This window comes from Leifsonia sp. 115AMFTsu3.1 (assembly GCF_004362795.1).
Taxonomy (GTDB): domain Bacteria; phylum Actinomycetota; class Actinomycetes; order Actinomycetales; family Microbacteriaceae; genus Leifsonia.
Genome location: NZ_SNYB01000001.1, coordinates 1,619,328 through 1,640,828 on the forward strand (window position 1 = coordinate 1,619,328; position 21,501 = coordinate 1,640,828).

Sequence of the window (21,501 nt, forward strand, 5' to 3'; positions counted from 1 at the left end):
CTAGGCTAATTGGACCTCCCTGCGACGGCCGTCCGCCACGCCCCGAAAGGACCTCGATGTCGTCCGCCCCGACTCCCGCCCTTCCCCTCGCCGCTCTTCCGCTCTCGCGGCACGCGACCGATCGCGACCATGCCGCGCGATCGCGGCCTGCCCTGTTCGACGAGCTCTGGGAGGAGCCGACCACGCGCGTGCTCGCGCTGTGGAAGGGACGGGCATTGCTGACCGCGGAGAGCGTCGCGGCCGCGACCCCCGCAGCCGACGGCTGGTCGGCCCCGGATGCCGGACCGGCCGAGCTGGAGCTGCTGCCGGTGGACCGGGTCACCTCCGCGCTGATCCGCGTGTACCTCGGCCGCACCACGGTCGCCTCGGCGACCGAGCCCGCGGGCACCGCCGTGGTGCTGCAGGTGCTGACCGACGCCGCCGCGCAGGAGCTGGAGCCGGACGAGGCGCGCTGGGGCAACCTGCGTACGGTCGCCACCGCGCTGAGCGACCGCGACGCGGGCCTCTTCACCGAGGCGCTCGCGATGGCGAACTGGCACGCGACGCACACGCACTGCCCCCGCTGCGGATCGCCGACGGTGGTCGAGCAGGCAGGCTGGGTGCGGCGCTGCCTCGAGGACGGCTCCGAGGTGTTCCCGCGAACCGACCCCGCGGTCATCGTGACGGTGCTGGATGCGGACGACCGGCTCCTGCTCGGCTCCAACGCGATGTGGGAGAACTCCCGCTATTCGCTGCTCGCCGGTTTCGTCGAGCCGGGCGAGTCGTTCGAGGCGGCGGTGGAGCGCGAGATGTTCGAGGAGGCGGGCATCCGCGTCGTCGACGCCCGCTACAAGGGCTCGCAGCCGTGGCCGTTCCCGGCATCGGTGATGGTCGGCATGACGGCGCGGCTGGCCGATGATCAGGCCGCGAGCGCGCTCGATCCGGACGGCGAGGAGATCCTCGACGTGCGCTGGTTCACCCGCGACGAGCTGTGGGCGGCGCGCGAGCAGATCATCCTCCCGGGCCGCTCCTCCATCGCGCGAGCCCTCATCGAGGACTGGTACGGCGGCCCGCTCGACGAGCCGCCGGCGCCGTGAGCACCGCGCTCTCCGGCCCGGACGCCCTGCTGGCCGGGCTGGACGCGCAGCAGCGGGTCGCCGCGGAGGCGCTGTTCGGCCCGGTGTGCATCCTCGCCGGTGCCGGCACGGGCAAGACGCGCGCGATCACGCACCGCATCGCGTACGGCGTCGCCTCCGGCGCCTATGCGCCCGGTCGTGTGATGGCGCTGACGTTCACCGCGCGCGCCGCTGCCGAGTTGCGCGGCCGCCTGCGCCAGCTCGGCGCCGGGGGAGTGTCGGCGCGGACCTTCCACTCCGCCGCCCTCGCGCAACTGAACTACTTCTGGCCGCAGGTCGTCGGCGGCCAGTTGCCCTCCGTGCTCGACGGCAAGGGCCGCATCCTGGGGCATGCCGCAGAGCGGCTGAAGGTGAAGGTGGACACGGCCACCCTGCGTGACGTCGCCGCGGAGATCGAGTGGCGCAAGGTCTCTGGCCTGAGCATCGAGCAGTACACGGCCGCCGACCGGCCGACCCCCGGCTCGCTGACCGCGACGCAGGTCGCCGATCTGCTGCAGTCGTACGAGGACCTCAAGGACGAACGCAAGCAGATCGACTTCGAGGATGTGCTGCTCGCCTGCGCCGGGATGATCGAGTCCGAGCCGGCGGTCGCCCTGCAGGTGCGCGAGCAGTACCGCTTCTTCGTCGTGGACGAGTATCAGGACGTCTCGCCGCTCCAGCACCAGCTGCTCAGCCTGTGGTTGGGCACCCGCCGTGACCTGTGCGTCGTCGGCGACGCCAGCCAGACGATCTACTCCTTCGCCGGAGCCCGCAGCGAGTACCTGCTCGGGTTCGAGCACGAGCATCCCGGCGCGACCGTGGTGCGACTGGAGCAGAACTACCGCTCGACGCCGGCCGTGATCGACACGGCGAACCGGCTGATGCGCGGGAGGTCCGGCGCGCTGACCCTGCGCCCGGCCGAGGTCGCCGGTGGTGCACCGCACGGTGACCCCGTCACCGAGCCCGCCATTTTCGAGGACGATCGAGCCGAGGCCCGCGCCGTCGCCGGACGCATCGCCGCCGAGCTGACCGCGGGGGCACGGCCGGAGCACATCGCGGTGCTGTACCGCGTCAACGTCCAGGCCGCGGCACTCGAGCAGGCGCTCGGCGACCTCGGGATCAGCTACCAGATCCGCGGTTCGAAGCGCTTCTTCGACCTGCCGGAGGTGCGACAGGCCGTCATGTCGCTGCGGGCGGCCAGTCTCGCGGCCACCGAGGACCCGTTGTTCAAGTCGGTCAGCGACGTGTTGCGCTCGCTGGGATGGTCGGTGCAGCCTCCCGAGGCCCGTGGCGCCGTCCGCGAGCGCTGGGAGTCGCTGAACGCCATCATGGGCCTGGTGGACGAGCAGCCGCCCGGCCAGACGCTCCGCGGCTTCACCGACGAACTGCTCGCCCGGCAGGCCGGTCAGCACGAGCCGACGATGTCGGCCGTGACGCTCGCGACCCTTCACGCGGCCAAGGGATTGGAATGGCCCTCGGTCTACCTGATCGGCCTCAGCGAGGGACTCGTCCCGATCAGCTATGCGAGCACCTTCGAGCAGATCGACGAAGAGCGCCGCCTGCTGTACGTCGGCATCACCCGCGCACGCCGCAGCCTCCACCTCAGCTGGGCGGCGCGCGGCAACCAGCCCGGCAGGCCGCAACTCCGGCAGCCGTCCCGCTTCCTGGCGGAGCTGCGGCCGACGGTCACGGCGGAAGGCCGAGACACCCGCACTCCGGGTGCGGCTCCCAGGCAGCGCTGACCCAGTCGGCGCCGCCCCATCGCGCGTCGCTCCCGTCCGCGCTGCCCTTGTCCGTCCGGTCGCGGAGCAACCGCCAGCTCACCCCGACCGGTGGCGGAAGTACCGGCCGTCCGCGGGCAGCGCCGACGCCCGCGAGCACCAGCGCGGCGGCGCGGGCGGCGACAATGGCGGACGTGATCGCGTCCTCACCCGGCGGTGGCAGCGTGTGCAGCTGGGTGGCCATCACCGGCCACGCCGGATCGGCGGACGTGCGGTGAAGGTCGACGCACCGGAGGCAGGGCGCCGCTCCGGGTCGCACCCACGGCCCGACCGTGGCCCCGGCATCCCCGAACACGACCGCAAGGTGAGGGATGTCGCGCCGCAGCCAGCGGGCGGAACGCTGGGGCTCGATCGCGTACGAGCCGACGATGACCGCCGCCTCTGCCCGGTCGAGCGCCGGGTCGTCCCACGCGAGTCCGCCGCGCACCTCCGCGCCGGCATCGGTCAGCATCCGAGCGAGGTGCGACGCCGTCGGTCCCGCCGCATCGAGCACGATGAGCGGCGGCCGGCCGGGCGATCGCTCGTCCCGGTTCTCGCGTCCCTCATCGCGCGCCAGCACGGGCGCGACGCGCTTCAGCAGCGCCGTGGCCGCACCCGGCGGCGCGCCGGCCCTCTCCGCGAGCAGCTGCAATCCCTCGCGGGTCACGCCGCAGGCGAGCGCCGCGAGCATCCGCTCGTCGGCCGCACTGACGCCGTCGAGCACGAGCACCGGCTGCTCCACACCGAACTGCAGGCAGTCCGGAGTGCGCCAGACACGTTGGATGCGGGGGTCGAGTGCGAGGGCCATCCCCGCATCCTGCCGGACGCCGGGGCCCGGTCAGCGGTTGTCCACAGCCGCTGACCGCGCACCCCGGTCATCCACAGGTCAGGCTTCGGTCGGCCGGTCCCGGTCGTCGCGCAGGAGGTCCTCGATGGCCTGGTCGAGCGCATCCTGCTCGGGCTCCTGACCGGTCGCGGTGGCGGTGAGCCGTGCGACCAGCGCCGACGGGTCGTCGAGGTCGGACGACTGCGGCAGCAGGTCCGGGTGCGACCACAGGTCGTCGCGCGCATCCATGCCGACCGCCTCCGTCACGGCCTGCCACATCGCGGCGGCGTCGCGCAACCGGCGCGGTCGCAGCTCCAGTCCGACCAGGGTCGCGAACGCGGACTCCGCCGGACCGCCCGACGCACGCCGGCGACGGACCGTCTCGGCGATCGCGTCGGCCCGGGGGAGCAGGCGGGTGGCGTTGGCAGTCACCACGTCCACCCAGCCCTCGACCAGCGCGAGGACGGTCTCGAGACGCGCGAGCGCCTCCTGCTGCTCCTCGGTGCGCGGCGGGATCAGCCGGCCGCTCACCATCGCCTCGCGCAGCTCGTCGGGGTTGGACGGGTCGAAGTTCTCGGCCAGCGACTCCAGGGCATCGGTGTCGATGGTGATGCCCTTGGCGAAGGCCGTGATCTGCGTGATCAGCTGGAGGCGCAGCCACTTGGCGTGGCGGAACAGGCGCGCGTGTGCGAGCTCGCGCACCGCGAGGTACAGCTGGATCTGGTCATCGGGGATGTCGAGACCGTCGCCGAACTCCGCGATGTTCTGCGGGAGCAGCGCAGCGGTGCCGTCCGGCAGCAGCGGGATGCCGATGTCCCCACCGGAGACGACCTCCTTGGAGAGCTGCCCGACCACCTGGCCGAGTTGCATCGCGAACAGGGCCCCGCCGATGGAGCGCATGACCTGGCCGGCGTTCTGCAGCATGGCCTGCATCTCCTCCGGAGCCTGCTCGGCGAGGACGCGGGTGAGCGCGTCGGAGATGCTGAGCGCAACCGGTTCGGCCAGCTGCGTCCACAGCGGCATCGTCTGCCGGGCCCACTCGGCACGGCCGATCAGCTCGGGCGTGGCGCTGAGTCCGGCGACACCGGTCGCCTGGTCGAGCCAGAGTGCGGCCACGTGGAAGGCCTGGTCGAGCGAGGCGCGCTCGGCCGGTGTGACCGCATGGGCGCCGTCGGCGGCCAGCTGGCGCGCCTGCTGCTCGGCGATGTCCCAGTTGATGCCTCCGCCCGGGTTCATCAGCGCGTTCTGCAGCTGTCCGAGCAGCGCCTGGATGCTGGCGGGATCGTTGGGGAGGCCCGCGGCGCCGGCGAGGCGGCTCGGGTCGATCGATGCGCCGTTCCCCGACAGGAACTGGTTCAGCATGTCGCGGAACTCGTCGTCGTCCCGCTCCTCGTTCTGGTCGTCGGCCATCGTCGTTCCCTACTCCTCGAAGTGAGCCGGCCGTCCGGTGAGCAGCCGTCGGGCTCGGCTTCAGGCTTGTCATCTACGCTAGCCGCTGGCGCCGGGATGCCGGGTGGGAATTGCCCTATGCTCGCTTCCGGACCGTGCGCCTGTGGCGAACACGACCCTGACGAGAGGACGCCCCCGTGACGCTGTTCGGCGACGAGGACCCGACGCTGCGCACCCAGGAGCGCACGCGCATCGCGCCGCCGCGGCGCGTGATCATCGGATGGGTCGCCATCGGCCTCGCCGTCGTCCTCGGCCTGGTGCTCGCGCTGGTCCCCGCTCCGTTCGTGATCGAGCAGCCGGGCCCCGTCTACAACACCCTCGGCACCGACCAGCAGGTCGGCGCGACGGAGGGCGGGGACGCCAAGGAGCTCATCAGCATCTCCGGCCAGAAGACCTATCCGACGTCCGGGTCGCTCGACCTGCTCACCGTCTCGGTGGTGGGCAATCCGGAGCAGCGCCCGTCGTGGATGGAGATCGCGGGCGCGTGGTTCCAGCCGAGCAAGGCGGTCCTGCCGCTCGAGTCGGTGTTCCCGCCCGGCACCACCACCGAGCAGTCGAACGCCGAGAACGCCGCCCTGATGGTCGACTCCCAGCAGGATGCGATCGCCGCCGCCCTCAACGAGCTCGGCTACACCTTCCCCGAGAACGTGGCCGTGAAGCAGCTGATCAAGGGCACGCCGGCCGCCGATGTGCTGAAGGTGGGCGACGAGATCACTTCCGTCAACGGCACGAAGATCGCGAGTGTCGACGAGCTCCGGAGCGCGGTGAAGGAGAACGGCACCGGCAAGGCGGCCGAGCTCGGGATCGTGCGGGACGGCGCGCCGACGACCGTCTCGATCACCCCGACCGAGTCGCAGGGGCAGGTCGTCCTCGGCATCGGCGCCGGGATGGACTACACGTTTCCCTTCGACGTGAAGATCCAGCTCAACGACGTGGGCGGCCCGAGCGCCGGCCAGATGTTCGCGCTCGGGATCATCGACAAGCTGACGCCCGGATCCCTGAACGGCGGCAAGCGCATCGCCGGGACGGGCACGATCGACAACACGGGGCAGATCGGCCCGATCGGCGGCATCCGGCAGAAGATGTACGCCGCGCGCGACGACGGCAAGGCCGACTACTTCCTCGCGCCCGCCTCGAACTGCGACGAGGTGACCGGCCACATCCCCGCCGGTCTCCGCGTGTTCGCCGTGAAGACGCTGGACGACTCCCTCAAAGTCCTGAAGGCGGTGGAGGACGGATCGAGCACCTCCGGCCTCGCCACCTGCCCCGCCCGGTGAGCGCACGGTCGCGTAGCAGCGTTCTCCAAGCGTCCCTTGCCTAGGATGGTTCACATCCCCGCCACGCGAGACCAAGAAGGCCATACGTGAGTTCAACAGCAGCAGCTCGACCCGCAGGCCGCCGGCGCGCGGCCATCTGGATCACTCTCGGGGTGATCGTCGCGGTGGTCATCCTGTTCTTCGTCTTCGCAGGGCTGTACGCCGACATCCTCTGGTACGACCAGCTCGGCTACCTCCAGGTGCTCACCACGCAGTGGTTCGCAGGCATCGCCATGTTCTTCATCGGCTTCTTCGGGATGGCGTTGCCGCTCTGGCTGTCCATCCAGCTCGCGTACCGGCTGCGCCCGGTCTACGCCAAGCTGAACTCGCAGCTCGACCGCTACCAGCAGGTCATCGAGCCGCTGCGGCGCCTCGCGATGTACGGCATCCCGATCGTCTTCGGCATCTTCGCCGGCGTCTCGACCGCGAGCCGCTGGCAGACCGCGGCGCTCTGGCTGAACGGCACCGCCTACGGCAAGACCGACCCACTCTTCCACCTGGACATCGGCTTCTACCTCTTCGCGCTGCCGTTCTACCGCAGCGCTGTCGGGTTCGCGTCGGCGGTCGTGCTCATCTCGCTGCTCGCGACGCTGGCCACCACCTACCTGTACGGCTCGATCCGGGTCAGCGGTCGCGAGGTGCGCATCTCGCGCGCCGCGCGCGTCCAGATCTCCGTGATCGCCGCGCTGTACCTCCTCCTGCAGGGCATCAGCATCTGGCTCGACCGCTACGCCACGGTCACCGACTCCAACGTCAACGACATGATCAACGGCGCCGCCTACACGGACGTCAACGCGACCATCCCGGGCCGCGCGATCCTGGCGGGCGCCGCGGTGTTCGTCGCCATCCTGTTCGTGCTGACGGCCTTCATCGGTCGCTGGCGTTTCCCGATGGTCGGCACGGCGCTGCTCATCGTCGCCGCACTGGTGGTCGGCGCGATCGTGCCGTGGGTCGTCCAGCGGTTCCAGGTCGACCCGAGCCAGAAGACGCTGGAGTCGCCCTACGTGCAGAAGGGGATCGACTACACCCGGGAGGCGTACGGGCTCAGCGACATCGAGACGATCCCGTACAACGCGAAGACGACGGCCGAGCAGGGCGCCCTGCGGCAGGACGCGCAGACGACCGCGCAGATCCGCATCCTCGACCCCGCCGTGGTCAGCCCGTCGTTCCGCCAGCTGCAGCAGTTCCGGCAGTACTACGCGTTCCCCGAGAAGCTGAACGTCGACCGCTACGAGGTCAACGGCACGCAGCAGGATGCGGTGGTCGCGGTCCGCGAGCTGCAGCAGTCCGGCCTCGGCGGCACCCGCAACTGGTTCAACGACACCGTCGTCTACACGCACGGCTACGGTCTGGTCGCCGCCTACGGCAACCAGCGCTCTCCCGACGGCCAGCCGGTGTTCATGGAGTCGGGCATCCCCACCACCGGGACGCTCGGCACGTACCAGCCGCGCATCTACTTCGGCGAGCAGTCGCCGACGTACTCGATCGTCGGCGCCCCGAAGGGCTCCAAGCAGGTCGAGCTCGACTACCCGGGCGGCTCGGACGGCGCGCAGCAGACGTACACGACGTTCGACGGGAACGGCGGCCCGAAGCTCGACAACATCTTCAAGCGGCTGGTCTACGCGTTGAAGTTCCAGGACGAGCAGATCGTCCTCTCGGACGCGGTCAACAGCAACTCGCAGATCCTCTACGACCGCGACCCGATCAAGCGCGTGCAGAAGGTCGCGCCCTACCTCACCGTCGACTCGCAGGCGTACCCGGCGGTCGTGGACGGGCGCGTCAAGTGGATCGTCGACGGCTACACGACGAGCGACCAGTTCCCGTACTCGCACGTCGGCAGCCTGAGCGATGCGACGGCAGACAAGGACACACCGAAGCCCGCCTACGCCTTCGACGACATCAACTACATCCGCAACTCGGTGAAGGCAACCGTCGACGCGTACGACGGCTCGGTGACCCTGTACGCGTGGGACACCAGCGACCCGGTGCTCAAGACGTGGGAGAAGGTCTTCCCCGCCACCGTCAAGCCGGTGAGCGACATGAGCGCCCAGCTGATGAGCCACGTGCGCTACCCGTCCGACCTGTTCAAGGTGCAGCGGGCGGTGCTCGGCCAGTACCACGTCGACGACGCCGGCTCGTTCTACTCCCGTGAGGACGCCTGGACCACGCCGAACGACCCGACCTCGCCGTCGAGCAACCCGGCCCTGCAGCCGCCGTACTATCTCACGATGAAGATGCCGGGCCAGGACGCCCCCGCGTTCTCGCTCTACTCGACCTTCATCCCGGCGGGCACGAGCGAGTCGAGCCGGTCGGTGCTGAAGGGCTATCTGGCGGTGGATGCGGATGCCGGCGACACCAAGGGCAAGGTCGCGTCCGGCTACGGCAAGCTCAGGCTGCTGCAACTGCCCTCGAGCGACACCATCCCCGGTCCCGGCCAGATGCAGAACCAGTTCGACTCGGATCCGACCGTCTCGCAGCAGCTGAACCTGCTGCGACAGGGTAAATCGGAGGTCATCAACGGCAACCTGCTGACCCTGCCGGTCGGCGGTGGTCTGCTCTACGTGCAGCCGGTCTACGTCCGCTCCTCGGGTGAGACGAGCTACCCGCTGCTGCAGAAGGTGCTGGTGGCTTTCGGCGACAAGATCGAGTTCGAGGACACTCTCGACCAGGCGCTCGATGCCCTGTTCGGCGGCGACTCGGGCGCGTCCGCCGGTGACAACAACGTGCCGACCGAGGGTGGTGGCACCGGCGGTCAGACCGGCGGCGGCACCGGCGGCGGCGAGCAGACCGGGGGAGGGACCGGCGGCTCTGCCGCGGGTAACACGGCCCTCCAGGAGGCCCTGCAGCGTGCCAACCAGGCGCTCAGCGACAGCCAGGCCGCTCTGAAGTCCGGCGACTGGACTGCGTACGGCGAGGCTCAGAAGCGCCTGCAGCAGGCGATCTCCGACGCCGTCGCGGCGGAGGGGCAGCCCGCCGCCAAGTAGTCCGCCGCCTCGATCGGCTGAAACGGCCCGCGCGTTCTCGCGCGGGCCGTTTCGTATGCTCGGCCGCCGTGCGAAGTGCGGAATCCGACAAGACGAACGCGGAAAACTCTTGCGCCGACTTTGATTGTCAGCTTTACTAACAAACATGTCGATCGACCTGGCCAAGCGCACCACCGCCTCCGATCGGGGTGCGCCGTCCGACCATGGGCTCGTCCCGGGCCGGGCGCTCCGGCCCCGGACGAAGGTGCTGCCCGAGCATGCACGCGGCCACAACCGCTCGCTCGTGCTGCAGTCCCTGTACCGCTCCGGCCGCGCCAGTCGGGCGGATCTCGCCAGGACGACGGGACTGACTCGCGTCACGATCTCGGACCTCGTGGGGGAGCTGATCGCCGAAGGCCTGGTCGTCGAGCTCGGCCAACGCGACGATGCCCGCCCGGGCAAGCCCGCGGTGCTCCTCGACGTCAACCGCGGCGCGACGCAGATCGTCGGAGTCGACCTCAGCGAGCACGCGGTGTTCCGCGGAGCCGTCCTCGACATGGACGGCCGCATCCTGCAGACCGCGGAGGTCGAACTCGCCGGGAGCCGCGGCGAGGAGGCCACCGCCAAGGTGCTCGCGCTCGTCGACCGCCTGGTGGAGCTCACCTCCGCGCCGGTGCTGGGCATCGGCATCGGGTCGCCCGGCATCGTCGAGGCGGATGGCGTGGTCGCCACCGCCCCGAATCTCGGCTGGGTCGATGAGCCGCTGCAGCAGCGCATCGCGGAACGCACCGGGCTGCCCGTCTTCGTCGCCAATGATGCGAACGTCGCGGTTCTGGCGGAGCACGGCTTCGCCGACGCGCAGGGCGACATGATGCTCGTCAAGGTGGGCCACGGTGTCGGCTCCGGCCTGCTGGTTGCCGGTGCGCTGGTCTTCGGAAGCCGCTTCGCCGCCGGCGAGATCGGTCAGGTGATGGTCGGCACGGATGCCGGGCCGGAGGCCCCGTACGACCGCGAGCGGTGCCTGGAGGCCTGGCTGGCCGTCCCGCGGCTGGAGTCGCGCGTGGCGGCCGCCGAGGCCGCTGGGGCGTCGGCCGAGCCGGTGCTGCGGGAGGCCGGGCAGCGGCTCGGTGTCGCGCTCGCGCCGATCGTCGGTGCGCTGAACCTGTCGGAGGTCGTCCTCGCCGGTCCGGAGGAGCTGCTCGACGGCGTGCTGCTGGATGCCGTACGCGAGACCCTCCGCAACCGGACGATGGCCGGGTTCCACTCCGGCGTCACGGTCCGGATGACGAGCCAGGGCCGCGACATCGTGCTCCGCGGCTGCGTCGTGATGGTGCTCTCCGCGCAGCTGGGGGTGTCGTGATGACCCTGCTCGCCGATGCGGTCGACCTCGATCTGGACGCCTCGCGCGGGTTCCGGTTCGCTCCGGGCGTGCGCGAGGCATTGACGGCGTTCCGCGGCCGGTGCACGGTCGTCCGGCTGGCGACGCTCGACAACGACGTGCTGGGCGTCCCGCGCTGGTACACGCTGCAGGAGGCGTGGGCCGAGCCGGGGAGCGATGCCTCTGCATCCTGGTCCGGCAATCCGGTCGTCGCCGTCGGGCCGTCGGACGATCCGGAGCTCGTGCTCGCGACCGCGACGCCCGTCGTCGTGGTCGGCGCCGACAACGCGGCGTCCCGGTGGACCCGTCAGGTGGTGGATGCGGTACGCGCCACCTGCCGTTCGGTGCTGGTCGTCGACATGGGAGAGCGCCCGGATCCGTCGTACGCCGACATCGCGACCTACGGCCACGACCGCCGCCACGGCGCCGCACTGCTCGGACTGCTGACCGGCTGCTGACGCACCGCTGGCCGGGTCAGTGCGCCCAGGTGACGCCGAGCGCCGACTTCAGCGCGTACTGCGCCGCCCCGCGGTAGGGGTGCTCCTGGCCCACGCGGGCGTACCGGAAGCTCAGCGGCATGGCCGCCTTGACCGGATGCCGCGCCGCCTCGGCGCGCAGGTGTCCGATGAACTCGGGCCCGAGCCGAGGAGCCGCCCCGCCGATCACGATGTTCGGCACGTCGAGGGCGGCGGCGACGAGCAGCAGCGCGCGGGCGAGCACTCGAGCGCCGTCCGCGATGCGCTCGCGCGAGTCCGGAGCGGCAGCGAGGGCCGCGAGGTCGAGCGCCTCGAGGTCGGTGCCGTGGGGGAGGCCCAGCAGGCTCGTCACCGAGACGATCTCCTCGAGGCAGCCGCGGTTGCCACAGGCGCACAGCGGCGCATCAGGCCCGAACAGCACCGGGACGTGCCCGATCTCGCCGGCGCGATGCGCGGCGCCGGCGACGACCTCCCCGTCGATGATGACGGCCGCCCCGACACCCGTGCTCAGAGAGACGAAGAGCTGGTTGGCCCCGAAGTCGTCGGACGTGATCGAGTCGGCGATGGCCTCCGCGTCCGCGTCGTTGATCAGATGGATGGGCGCGTCCACGATCCCGGACAGCTCGCGCGCCAGGTCCACGTCGGTCCATCCGAGCTGAACCGATTCGCGGATCAGAGGGCCGTCCGCGATACCCGGCACCTGCACGCCCACCGCGACGATCCGTGCCGAGGTGGAGGCGACCAGCCGTCGCGCGACAGAGCGCACGTCTTCGAGGGAGCCCGGTGTCGCGGCGCGCTGCGTCACGGTGGCGAGCTCGTCGCCCAGCAGGTCGACGACCGCGCCGCGGACGAGTCCCGGCTGCACCAGCAGCGCCAGCAGGACGTGGTTCTTGGCGGCGACACGGAGGGTGGTGGCGCGCTTCCCTCCGGTGCTCTCGGCCAGCTGCCCCTCGATGACGAGCCCGTCGGCGATGAGCCCGGCGAGCAGGGAGGAGACGGTCGCGCTGGTGAGGCCGGTGCGGCGGGCGATCGCCGCGCGCGTCGCCGTGCCGTTCCCCGACAGCACGAGCTGCAGCGCGGTCGTGAGATTCCGCTCGCGGACGGCGGCCTGCGTCGCCTTGCCGTGCTCCTCAGCCACTGTTCTCCCGCCGTCCCGTTGCGTCACGACACTAGCGAATCCGGACTCCTCACGTTCACCCGTCGGGACTATCCTGGCCGCGCCGGCGGGGGCGAACCTCGGCGCGGCGACGGGATGGGGGACCGCATGGATGTTCTGGGCACCGACCGCAGCTTCGCCAGCCTCTCCACGGCGGACCTGCTCGAGGCGCGCGACCAGTATCACTGGCATCTGCTCAACAAGAAGAACGTGGTCGGCACCGCGGTGGGCCTGTACCTGATCCGGAAGAGCGATCCCTGGCCGGCCGGAGAACGCCCCGACTCCGGGAGCGCGCCCCGCACTGCGGCCCGCACTGCCGCCCGCGGCGAGCGGACCTTCGACAACTCCGAAGTGCGCGACTACTCCTGGCCGTGCATCCTCGTTCTGGTCGACCAGTGGATCCCCGCCGACCGGTTCGGCGTAGGAGCGGACCAGGAGTCGCCGGAGGAACTGGTGCCCCGCACCCTCTACCTCCCGGACGGTCGCACGGTGCCGGTGTGCGTCGTCCGGGTGACGGAGTCGGCACCGGATGCGTCGGTTCTCCCGCCACGCACCTGGCCGACCTCGCGGATCGGTGGCGGCTTCCCGCTCGTCAGCGAGAGCCAGGGTGTGCAGAACCTGGGCAGCGTGGGAACGCTGGTGACCGACGGTCACACCGTCTTCGCGCTGACGAGCCGTCACGTCACCGGGCCGGCGGGCAGCCCGGTCTCGAGCTTCCTCGGCGGCACCCTCGCGGAGGTCGGCCGTGCGAGCTCGCGCCACCTCACCCGCAAGCCGTTCTCGGACGTCTACCCGCAGTTCTCGGGGCGCCGCAGCTTCGCCACCCTCGATGTCGGCCTGGTGGAGGTGGACGACGTCACCGAGTGGACGTCGCAGGGCTACGGCCTTCCCGCCGCCGGAGAGCTCGCCGACCTCAACGAGCTCAACATCGGCGTGCGCCTGATCGGCGCGCGGGTCCGGGCGTTCGGGGCGGCTTCGGGCGAGTTGCGCGGGCGCATCGCCGCGCTGTTCTACCGCTACCGGAGCAGGGGCGGATTCGACGATGTGACGGACTTCCTGATCGCGCCGGACCCGGAAGCGCGACAGGATGGCGACGCCGGGCCGGTCGCCGCGCAGTCACGGCCCGGCGACTCGGGCACCGTCTGGTATCTGGTGCAGGCCGGCGATGCTCCGCTGCGCCCGATCGCCGTCCAGTGGGGCGGTCAGAGCTTCCTGGGCTCCTCCGGGGCGGCCTTCGACTTCTCGCTCGCCACCAGTCTCAGCAGCATCCTGCGCCTGCTGGACGTCGAACTTGTCGTCGACTACAACACAGGCCCGCAGCCCTACTGGGGGAAGACGGGTCATTACACGATCGCCACCTTCGCCTGCGAGAAGGTGACGGGCGCGAAGCTCCGCAGGCTGCTCGCGGCCAACACGGACCGCATCAGCTTCAGCCTCGCTGGCCTCGGCCACGGCTCGATCGACACGACGACCGTCCTCGCCAAGAAGAACGGCGGCTTCGTTCCGCTCGCGGATGTGCCCGACCTGATCTGGAAGAACCTGCCGAGCGCGGTGAAGGGTGGTCGGGACACGGCGTTCCGCAGCGGCCCGGAGCATCCCGCCCACTTCGCCGACATCGACCAGCTGCTCGACGGCGAGACGCTCCGGGCGCGCTGCGTCGCCGATCCGGCCGATGTCTCCGTGACGGTGTGGCAGGACTACTACACGCGCCTCGGCCACACCGAGCCCGACAAACGCGGGCTCCTCCCGTTCCGGGTCTGGCAGTTCTACGACGAGCTCGTGGCCGCGGTCCGAGCGAAGGACGTCGCGCGATACGTCGCGGCGGCCGGGCTCGTCGCCCACTATGTCGGCGACGCCTGCCAGCCGCTGCACGGATCGTTCCTGGCGGACGGACTGGAGGACGGCACCGGGAAGGGGGTGCACTCGGCGTACGAGTCCACCATGATCGACCGGCACGACGTCAAGATCGTGAGCGGGATCACGGCGGCGCTGTCGACGGCGACGCTCCCTCCCGGCGTCGCGTCCGGGCAGGAAGCCGCCGTCGCGATCGTGCGGTTGATGGACCGCTCGGCGAAGGCCATCGATCCACGCGCCCTCGTCACGGCGTACGCGGCCGTCGCGTCGAAGCCGGGCGACTCGAGCGTCCGGGTGACGGACGCGTTGTGGAGCGCGTTCGGCGAGCAGACGATCGGTCTGCTCGTGGACGGCGCGCTCACGCTCGCGATGATCTGGCAGAGCGCCTGGAAGGCGGCTTCGGGCGAGTCGGCGTTTTCGGCCACGGATCTGAGGGCGGTCGACACGGCAGCGCTCCAGCGGCTCTACGAGGACCCCGCCTTTGTGCCATCGCTCACGCTCGACCAGATCGGCCCGACGCTCGAGAAGGGCCCCGTGCGTCAAAAGAAGAAGGCCCCCTGATCAGAGAATCCCTGATCAGGGGGCCTTATCGGTTGCGGGGGCAGGATTTGAACCTACGACCTCTGGGTTATGAGCCCAGCGAGCTACCGAGCTGCTCCACCCCGCGGCACAAGAAGAAACTCTAGCACGGGATCCGAGGGGTGTGAAATCGCGAACACCGGCCCGGGCGCGTCCCCTCGTGTGGACCGGGCGTCCTACTAGAGTCGTTCCCAGATAGGGGATGCGATGGCGAGTGTCGTGACGAAGTACCGGGTGGTCGTGGTCGAGGACGACCCCGATGTCGCCTTCTTCATGAAGACCGTGCTGGAGAAGCGCGCGGATGCGGTCGCGATCGCGGTGACGAATCCCTCCATCGCCCTGGCGACGATCGCCGAGTTCGAGCCGGACCTCGTCATCACCGACATCGAGATGCCCGGCATCACCGGCCTCGACCTGCTCAAGGAACTGCGCGCCCAGTATCCGGGCATGCCGGTCGTCGTGATGACCGCGCACGTCTCAGTCGACTACGCGGTCTCGGCGCTTCGGGCCCAGGCGGACGAGTTCCTGAGCAAACCGGTCGCCTCGGCTGAGCTGGTCGCGATCGTCAACCGTCTCGCCGCAGAAGGGCGCGTCAAGCGAGCAGCAGCGCGCCGCCAGGTGGTGCTCGCGATCGGTGCTCACCCCGACGACGTCGAGATCGGCGTCGGCGGCATCCTCGCGGCGCACCGTGACGCGGGCAATGACGTCGTGATCCTCACGCTGTCGCGCGGCGCTCGCGGCGGCGACGCCGACGACCGGCAGCACGAGTCCCTCGCGTCGGCCGAGCTCCTCGGCGCCCGGCTGTTCCTCGAAGACCTGGAGGACACCCACATCTCGGCGGCGGATCCGACGGTGGGCATCATCGAGCGCGTCGTCGCCGAGATCCAGCCGGACATCGTCTACACGCACTCGTCGCACGACCGCCATCAGGACCACCGCGCGGTGCACGCCGCGACGAACGTCGCCACCCGGTCGGTGCGGACCGTCTGCTGCTACCAGAGCCCGTCCGCCACCATCGACTTCCGTCCCACCCGCTTCGTCCCGATCGACGGGTTCACCGAGACCAAGCTGCAGTTGATCGACTGCTTCCGCTCGCAGACCGAGCTGCGCGACTATCTCGAGCCGGACTTCGTGCTCGCGACGGCCCGGTACTGGTCGCGCTTCGGCGGCGGCAAGAACTGCGAGCCGCTGGAGGTCATGCGCGACACCGCCGACATCTCGGTGCCCGCCTCCGCCATACACTCCGACGCGCGCGTCGCGGGAAACCGACTGAACAGGACCGCTGAATGACCGATTCCACCCGTACCCGTGTCCTGGTGACGGGAGCCGGCGGCCCTGCCGGCGTCGCGGTGATCCGCTCGCTGCTGGCCCGCGACGATGTCGAGGTCTACGCGGCCGACATGGACGGATGGGCCAGCGGCCTGTATCTGGTGGAGGAGGGGCGCAGGCGGATCGTGCCGCCCGGGCGCTCGGACGGCTTCGTCGATGCGCTCATCGCCATGAGCCGGGAGGACGGCATCGACGTGCTGTTCTCGACGGTCGACGTCGAGCTCCCGGGGCTCGCCGCGCGCCGCGACGAGCTCGAGGCGGTCGGCACGAAGCTGGCCGCGCCCTCGCACGACACCCTGGTGACCTGCCTCGACAAGTTCGCCCTCGTCCAGCGGGTCGGCGACCAGGCGCGCGTGCCGGTCACGCGGCTGCTGAACGGGGAGGGCGTCGGCGCCGACTGGACTTTCCCGGTCATCATCAAGCCGCGCAGCGGCGCCGGATCACGGGGCGTCCGCCTCATCGCGGATCGCGGCACTCTGGAGGCCCTCGGCACCGACGAGAGCATCATCATCCAGGAGAACCTGCCCGGCGAGGAGTTCTCCGTCGACGTCCTCGCGGGGCTCGACGGCAACGTCATCGCGGCCGTCCCGCGGTCGCGGGAGCGCGTGGACTCGGGCGTCTCGATCGCCGGACGCACGGTGCGGCGGGCCGAGCTCTCCGACACCGCCGCGGCGGTCGCCCGCGCGATCGGCCTCACGGGCGTCGCGAACGTGCAGCTGCGGTACAGCACCGACGGCATCCCGGCGCTGCTCGAGGTGAACCCGCGCTTCCCCGGCGCCATGCCGCTGACCATCGCGGCCGGGGTCGACATGCCGTCCCTCCTGCTCGACCTGGTCCTCGGCCGGCCCGTGCCATCGGCCGTCGACTTCGAGGAGCTCGCCAACGTGCGGTTCCTGGAGGACGTCTTCCTCGCTCCCGGCGACGTGCTCGTCTCCGAGAACGCGGCGCACGCGGAGGGTCCGGAGGAGTGAGCGCGACGGAGGCCGGCCGGCTGCCCGCGCTGCTGCACGGCGACTTCCACGTCCACTCGACGTTCTCGGACGACGCGCGGAGCACCCTGGCGGAGAACATCGCCGCGGCGTCCGCCGTCGGCCTGCGGACGATCCGCCTCACCGACCACGTGCGCGCGTCGACGACCTGGGTCCCCGAGTTCCTCTCCGCGGTCGCGGGGGAGCGCGTCCCGGACGGTCTGACGGTGCTCACCGGGGTGGAGGCGAAGCTGCTGGATGCGTCGGGCGCCGTCGACATCCCACCCGGCCTGGTCGTCGGCTCCGGTGGGGTGGATGCCGTCGTCATCGGCGACCACCAGTTCCCCGGCACGGACGGCCCCTGGTCGCCCACGGCCACGCGCGAGCGGCTCGACGCCGGCCTGTCGGACGACGACGCGCTCGACCTGCTCATCGAGGGCAGCATCCGCGCGATGGAGCGCACTCCGCACGCGCAGCTGGCGCACTGGTTCTCGATCCTGCCGAAGGTCGGCCTCGATGAGACGCGGCTCGGGGAGCATCGACTGGCGGCCTGGGCTCAGGCCGCCGCGGCGACCGGGACCATCGTCGAGGTCAACGAGAAGTGGAACTGCCCCGGCCCGGACGCCATCGCGGCGCTGCTGGACGCCGGAGCGCGTATCGTCGCCTCCACCGACAGTCATGTCGCCGCCGATGTCGGGCGCTACGACCGCGTCCCCGCTCTGCTGGACGAAGCCGTCGCGCGGGTGGGCGCGGAGAAGGAGGACGCACGGTGAGCCCAGCCCGACACTCGTCCGGAGAACCCGCGGGGTATTCGGCCGAGCCCTCCGGTGAACTCCGCGAGCGCATCCAGGACGAGCTGGATCGTGACCGCCGCTGGGAGTTCCGCCTCCCGCTCTTCGGCGGGATCGCGCTGCTGATCTGCGCCGCGATCGTCGTCGTCCGGACGGTGTTCCTCCATGTCTGAGCGCAAGCGGGTCGTGATCGCGGACGACGATGACGACATCCGCGGGCTGATGACCATCGCCGCGAACCGTGCGGGGGTGGAGATCGTCGCGGCCGTCGACAACGGCTCCGCCGCCCTCGCCGCCGTCCAGGCGGGCGGGATCGACCTGGCCGTCCTCGACATCTCGATGCCCGGACTCAACGGCGTGGAGGTGGCCGAGGCGATCCGCGCGGACGACGGCACCCGCTCGACCCTCATCCTCATGGTGTCGGCGTCGGTCCAGCTGCTCACGGACCACGGTGTCGTGGCCGACCGGTCGGACAGCTTCATCGTCAAACCGTTCAGCCCGCGCGTGCTGTCGACCCGCATCCGCGAGATGCTCGAACTGGGGGAGCCCGCATGACCCTCGACCGGTGGCTCAGCCGCCTCCCGCTGGATTCGCCCTCGGCGTTCATGAAGCAGGTCCCGACGATCGTCGGCTTCGCGATCGCCGCGCTCATCGCCGCTCTGCCGAACGGCGTGCCCATCACGAACGCCCCGCTGTTCCTGGCCGGCATCGCCCTGGTGGTCGTCGCGACCGTGTTCTCGCTCATCATCCCGTGGCGGCATCTGCATCCGGAGTGGGCGGTCGTCATCCCGGTTCTGTCGTTGCTCGCGGTCGGGCTGCTGCGGCTCGGGACGGGCTCATCGGCCTCGCCGTTCGTCGTGCTGACCCTGCTGCCGTTCGTCTGGATCGCCTCCGAGGCGGGCCGGATCAACATCCTCATCGCCTCGCTTACGACGTTCGTCGTGCTCTTGGCGCCGCTCGTGGTGGACGGGGCCACCCGGTCGGCGGGCGACGTCGTCCGCGCGTTCTTCTCGCCGGTCATCTACCTGATCGTCGCGATCGTGATCAACGAGATCGCGCACAGGATGCGGGTGCAGCTGGCCGCGGCGCGGGAGGCCGGGGACCGACAGGAGACCCTGCTCGCCCAGGCCGTGCAGGCGCAGGACGAGCTGGTGCTCAACGAGGCGAGGCTGAAGACCGCGAACCGCCTCATCCAGAGCATCTGGAACGCCGTAACCGAGCAGTCCGTCATCGGCACCGACCTCGACGGACTCATCGACGTATGGAACCCCGGCGCGGAGAAGATGCTCGGCTTGACCGAGAAGCAGGTGCTCGACGGCAAGTACCACATCATCGACTTCCACCTGTCGTCCGAGCTCGCGGAGCGGCTGCAGGATATGGATGCGCGGTTCACGACCGTCTCCAGCACCGACGACTTCTCGGCCCTGGTCGACACCGTCCGTGCCGGATCGGCCGATGTGCGCGACTGGACGTACGTGCGGCCGGACGGCAAGCGCGTCGTCGTCCAGGTGGCGGCGACACCGCGCATCGACGAGAACGGCCACCGGGTCGGCTTCATCTTCGTGGCGACGGACATGACCGAGGCGCGCGAGTTCGCTCGGCTCAAGGACGAGTTCGTCGGGCTCATCTCGCACGAGCTGCGGACCCCGCTCAGCTCGATCCTGGGCTACCTGGAGCTGCTGCGCGACGATGACGAGGATCCGCTGTCGGAGGAGCAGCTGCAGTATCTGGCGGTCGCCGAGCGCAACGCGCACCGGCTGCTCCGTCTGGTCGGCGACCTGCTCTTCACCGCACAGGTGGAGTCGGGGCGGTTCCCGCTCGACATCAAGGACGTCGAGCTGAACACGGTGGTCGCAGCCTCCGTGGAGTCCGCCCGCCCGGTCGCCGCGAACGCGGGCGTGACCCTGGTCGCCGAAGTCCCCGACCACACCGTCGATGTCCGCGGCGACACGCTCCGGCTCGGCCAGGCGGTCGACAACCTGGTCTCGAACGCGCTCAAGTTCACGCCGTCCGGCGGCACCGTCACCGTGGCGCTGCGCCACGAGGGCGACGAGGCTGTGATCGCCGTGAGGGACACCGGCATCGGCATCCCCGCCGTGGAGTTGAGCCAGCTGTCGCAGCGCTTCTTCCGTGCGTCCACCGCGACCCGCAACGCGGTTCCGGGCGTCGGACTCGGCCTGACCATCACGAAGGCCATCGTGACCGCTCACGGCGGCCGCCTCGACATCGCCAGCGAGGAGGGGGTCGGAACGTCGATCAGCATCGTCCTGCCGGTGGAGACGCCGCGGCCCGTGACCGAGGCGATCCCGCACGTGGAGGTGGCGCCATGACCGACCGGCCTGCAGAGCTCACCGTCGACGACCGCACCATCGCGGTCGCGGTCGCCCAGTTCGCGCCGGGCGACGACCGGGTGCACAACCGGGATGTGGTCGCCGGCCTCATCGCGGTCGCGGCATCCCGCGGCGCCCGCCTCGTGATCCTGCCCGAGTACGCCTCGTACTTCACCGATCCGCTCGGGCCGTCGTTCGCCCGGAACGCCGAGCCGCTCGACGGCGACTTCGTCAGCTCCCTCTCCGCCGCCGCCCGCGAGCACGGGCTGTTCGTGGTGGCCGGCCTCGTCGAGCGCACCGATCAGGCGCACCGGTTCTCGAACACCCTCGTCGCGGTGGGTCCGTCGGGCGACGTGCTCGCGACGTACCGCAAGCAGCACCTCTACGACGCGTTCGGGGCGAAGGAGTCCGAGTGGGTCGTCCCGGGCGACCTGGACGAGCCGCAGACCTTCGAGGTGGACGGCGTGACCGTCGGCCTCCAGACCTGCTACGACCTGCGCTTCCCGGAGGTGACGCGTCGCCTCGCGGACGCCGGGGCGCTGCTGGTGGCCGTGCCCGCCGAATGGGTCCGTGGCCCGCTGAAGGAGTTCCACTGGTCGACGCTGCTCGCGGCGCGCGCCATCGAGAACACCCTCTACGTCGCCGCGGCCGACCACCCGCCGTCGATCGGGGTCGGCGCGAGCGCGATCCTCGATCCGATGGGGGTCACGCTGGCCGGACTCGCCGACACGACCGGTGTCGCCGTCGCCGACGTGTCGGTCGCACGGGTGCGTGAGGTGCGGGAGCGCAATCCCGCGCTCGCCCTGCGCCGCTACCGGGTGAGTCCGCTCTGATGGCGACGACGCACGACTTCTTCCTCACCGGCGACCACGAGCAGGGCCGCGGGATCGTCCTCGATGCCCTGCGCGGGCAGGGCTTCGCGGTGACGCCGGCGCCGAACGGCGCGTTCACCGTGCAGCGGGGGAGCACCGCCATGACCGTCCTCTTCGGCGGACTCGCCGGGTCGCAGCTGCGGATCACCTTCCTGCTGCGGTTCCAGGTCGATCAGGAGGGACGCCTGGTCGCCCGGCTGTCGCGCGACCAGGTGGGCGCGGCGGTGAGCGGCGGGGCGATCGGCGCCACCAAGGCCAAGGCCGTGTTCGAACAGTGCGTCGCCGACATCGGCGGCCGGCTTCGGGCGGCGCAGCTCTTCGCCGGCGAACTCCGCCAGTGACGGATCGGTCGATGCCGCT

General features: G+C 70.8%; 18 protein-coding genes and 1 tRNA gene. 15 read left to right on the plus strand and 4 right to left on the minus strand.

All coding sequences use genetic code 11. The annotated features are described in order from the left end of the window. Positions 1 to 56 precede the first annotated feature (56 nt). The gene (nudC, locus tag AXZ95_RS07850) at positions 57 to 1,076 is read left to right on the plus strand and encodes an NAD(+) diphosphatase (protein ID WP_018190481.1); all 1,020 of its coding nucleotides are present in this window, start codon (positions 57 to 59) and stop codon (positions 1,074 to 1,076) included. Then, on the plus strand, positions 1,073 to 2,836 hold the full coding sequence (locus AXZ95_RS07855) for an ATP-dependent helicase (protein WP_018190482.1): 1,764 nt from the start codon (positions 1,073 to 1,075) through the stop codon (positions 2,834 to 2,836). Before nudC ends, AXZ95_RS07855 begins: the two co-directional genes overlap by 4 nt. Here the strand turns inward: AXZ95_RS07855 and AXZ95_RS07860 are convergent. Next, positions 2,781 to 3,662, minus strand: a complete 882-nt coding sequence (locus tag AXZ95_RS07860) for a hypothetical protein (RefSeq protein ID WP_018190483.1) — start codon at positions 3,660 to 3,662, stop codon at positions 2,781 to 2,783. The genes AXZ95_RS07855 and AXZ95_RS07860 overlap by 56 nt on opposite strands. Positions 3,663 to 3,740: 78 nt before the next feature. Continuing rightward, positions 3,741 to 5,090, minus strand: coding sequence for a zinc-dependent metalloprotease (locus tag AXZ95_RS07865; RefSeq protein ID WP_018190484.1), 1,350 nt, complete (start codon positions 5,088 to 5,090; stop codon positions 3,741 to 3,743). Between the two features lie 176 nt (positions 5,091 to 5,266). Between AXZ95_RS07865 and AXZ95_RS07870 the strand changes: the two genes are divergently transcribed. The 4 genes from AXZ95_RS07870 (at position 5,267) to AXZ95_RS07885 (ending at position 11,244) form a co-directional block, all read left to right on the plus strand. Then, the gene (locus AXZ95_RS07870) at positions 5,267 to 6,406 is read left to right on the plus strand and encodes a PDZ domain-containing protein (protein WP_018190485.1); all 1,140 of its coding nucleotides are present in this window, start codon (positions 5,267 to 5,269) and stop codon (positions 6,404 to 6,406) included. A gap of 86 nt (positions 6,407 to 6,492) precedes the next feature. Next, positions 6,493 to 9,429: a UPF0182 family protein gene (locus AXZ95_RS07875; protein WP_026307128.1), complete on the plus strand. Its 2,937-nt coding sequence runs from the start codon at positions 6,493 to 6,495 to the stop codon at positions 9,427 to 9,429. A gap of 145 nt (positions 9,430 to 9,574) precedes the next feature. After that, entirely contained in the window at positions 9,575 to 10,768 is a 1,194-nt protein-coding gene (locus AXZ95_RS07880) for an ROK family transcriptional regulator (RefSeq protein ID WP_018190487.1), read from the plus strand. Then, positions 10,768 to 11,244, plus strand: coding sequence for a hypothetical protein (locus tag AXZ95_RS07885; RefSeq protein ID WP_018190488.1), 477 nt, complete (start codon positions 10,768 to 10,770; stop codon positions 11,242 to 11,244). Before AXZ95_RS07880 ends, AXZ95_RS07885 begins: the two co-directional genes overlap by 1 nt. Before the next feature lie 16 nt (positions 11,245 to 11,260). Here AXZ95_RS07885 and AXZ95_RS07890 read toward each other — a convergent pair whose 3' ends face one another. Next, positions 11,261 to 12,400, minus strand: a complete 1,140-nt coding sequence (locus tag AXZ95_RS07890) for an ROK family transcriptional regulator (protein ID WP_018190489.1) — start codon at positions 12,398 to 12,400, stop codon at positions 11,261 to 11,263. Between the two features lie 126 nt (positions 12,401 to 12,526). Here AXZ95_RS07890 and AXZ95_RS07895 point away from each other — a divergent pair, with 126 nt between their 5' ends. Beyond that, positions 12,527 to 14,833, plus strand: a complete 2,307-nt coding sequence (locus AXZ95_RS07895) for a hypothetical protein (RefSeq protein ID WP_018190490.1) — start codon at positions 12,527 to 12,529, stop codon at positions 14,831 to 14,833. Between the two features lie 32 nt (positions 14,834 to 14,865). Here the strand turns inward: AXZ95_RS07895 and AXZ95_RS07900 are convergent. Continuing rightward, positions 14,866 to 14,939: transfer RNA gene (locus AXZ95_RS07900), tRNA-Met, on the minus strand. Positions 14,940 to 15,058: 119 nt separating this feature from the next. Between AXZ95_RS07900 and AXZ95_RS07905 the strand changes: the two genes are divergently transcribed. Genes AXZ95_RS07905 through AXZ95_RS07940 form a run of 8 tightly spaced genes read left to right on the plus strand, consistent with a single transcriptional unit; the run spans position 15,059 to position 21,482 of the window. Then, positions 15,059 to 16,141: a response regulator gene (locus AXZ95_RS07905; RefSeq protein ID WP_018190491.1), complete on the plus strand. Its 1,083-nt coding sequence runs from the start codon at positions 15,059 to 15,061 to the stop codon at positions 16,139 to 16,141. After that, a complete protein-coding gene (locus AXZ95_RS07910) occupies positions 16,138 to 17,151 on the plus strand; it encodes an ATP-grasp domain-containing protein (RefSeq protein ID WP_018190492.1) in 1,014 nt (337 codons plus the stop codon). Before AXZ95_RS07905 ends, AXZ95_RS07910 begins: the two co-directional genes overlap by 4 nt. Next, positions 17,148 to 17,921 carry a PHP domain-containing protein gene (locus AXZ95_RS07915; protein WP_018190493.1) on the plus strand — a complete coding sequence of 258 codons (774 nt, stop codon included), beginning with the start codon at positions 17,148 to 17,150 and terminating at the stop codon, positions 17,919 to 17,921. Before AXZ95_RS07910 ends, AXZ95_RS07915 begins: the two co-directional genes overlap by 4 nt. Further along, positions 17,918 to 18,112: a hypothetical protein gene (locus AXZ95_RS07920; protein WP_018190494.1), complete on the plus strand. Its 195-nt coding sequence runs from the start codon at positions 17,918 to 17,920 to the stop codon at positions 18,110 to 18,112. The genes AXZ95_RS07915 and AXZ95_RS07920 overlap by 4 nt, the downstream gene beginning before the upstream one ends. Beyond that, positions 18,105 to 18,494: a response regulator gene (locus AXZ95_RS07925; protein ID WP_018190495.1), complete on the plus strand. Its 390-nt coding sequence runs from the start codon at positions 18,105 to 18,107 to the stop codon at positions 18,492 to 18,494. The genes AXZ95_RS07920 and AXZ95_RS07925 overlap by 8 nt, the downstream gene beginning before the upstream one ends. Next, positions 18,491 to 20,269 (plus strand): ATP-binding protein, encoded by a 1,779-nt coding sequence (locus AXZ95_RS07930; RefSeq protein WP_018190496.1) that lies wholly within the window; start codon positions 18,491 to 18,493, stop codon positions 20,267 to 20,269. The genes AXZ95_RS07925 and AXZ95_RS07930 overlap by 4 nt, the downstream gene beginning before the upstream one ends. Beyond that, complete coding sequence (locus AXZ95_RS07935; RefSeq protein WP_018190497.1) at positions 20,266 to 21,102, plus strand: carbon-nitrogen hydrolase family protein; 837 nt, start codon at positions 20,266 to 20,268, stop codon at positions 21,100 to 21,102. The genes AXZ95_RS07930 and AXZ95_RS07935 overlap by 4 nt, the downstream gene beginning before the upstream one ends. Further along, the gene (locus AXZ95_RS07940) at positions 21,102 to 21,482 is read left to right on the plus strand and encodes a hypothetical protein (protein WP_018190498.1); all 381 of its coding nucleotides are present in this window, start codon (positions 21,102 to 21,104) and stop codon (positions 21,480 to 21,482) included. The genes AXZ95_RS07935 and AXZ95_RS07940 overlap by 1 nt, the downstream gene beginning before the upstream one ends. Positions 21,483 to 21,501: the final 19 nt, after the last annotated feature.